We start from the raw sequence: 478 nt of genomic DNA, 5'->3' as shown, positions 1-478 counted from the left end.
GGTATTAAGTATTTAACATTATACGCATTTTCAACAGAGAATTGGTCTAGACCTGAAAGTGAAGTTAATTACATTATGAATCTTCCAGTGAATTTCCTTAAAACATTTCTACCAGAATTAATTGAAAAGAATGTTAAAATTGAAACAATAGGGTTTTATGAAGGTTTACCACAATCTACAATTGATGCTATTGATTTTGCTAAAGCTAAGACTCAGCACAATACTGGGTTAACTCTTGTGTTTGCTATAAATTATGGTGGACGAGCTGAGATTATTCAGAGTATGAAAGCAATATATAACGAATTACAATTAAACGGACAAGGATCTGAAGTGATTGATGAGGCGTTAATAAAGCGTCATTTAATGACTCATAGTTATCCAGATCCAGACTTATTAATACGCACTTCAGGAGAACAAAGAATAAGCAATTTCTTAATATGGCAAGCTTCATATAGTGAATTTATTTTTAATGAAAAGC

At 31.2% G+C, this 478-nt stretch carries 1 protein-coding gene; it reads left to right on the top strand.

What is annotated here, in order from left to right; all coding sequences use genetic code 11:
* Positions 1-478, top strand: a 478-nt coding sequence (uppS, locus tag AC1DLI_RS34355) for a polyprenyl diphosphate synthase (RefSeq protein ID WP_477610216.1), incomplete at both ends; no start/stop codon positions are given.

The organism is Paenibacillus sp. 01T443, from assembly GCF_056398325.1.
This window is presented reverse-complemented; position numbering and strand designations above follow the sequence as displayed.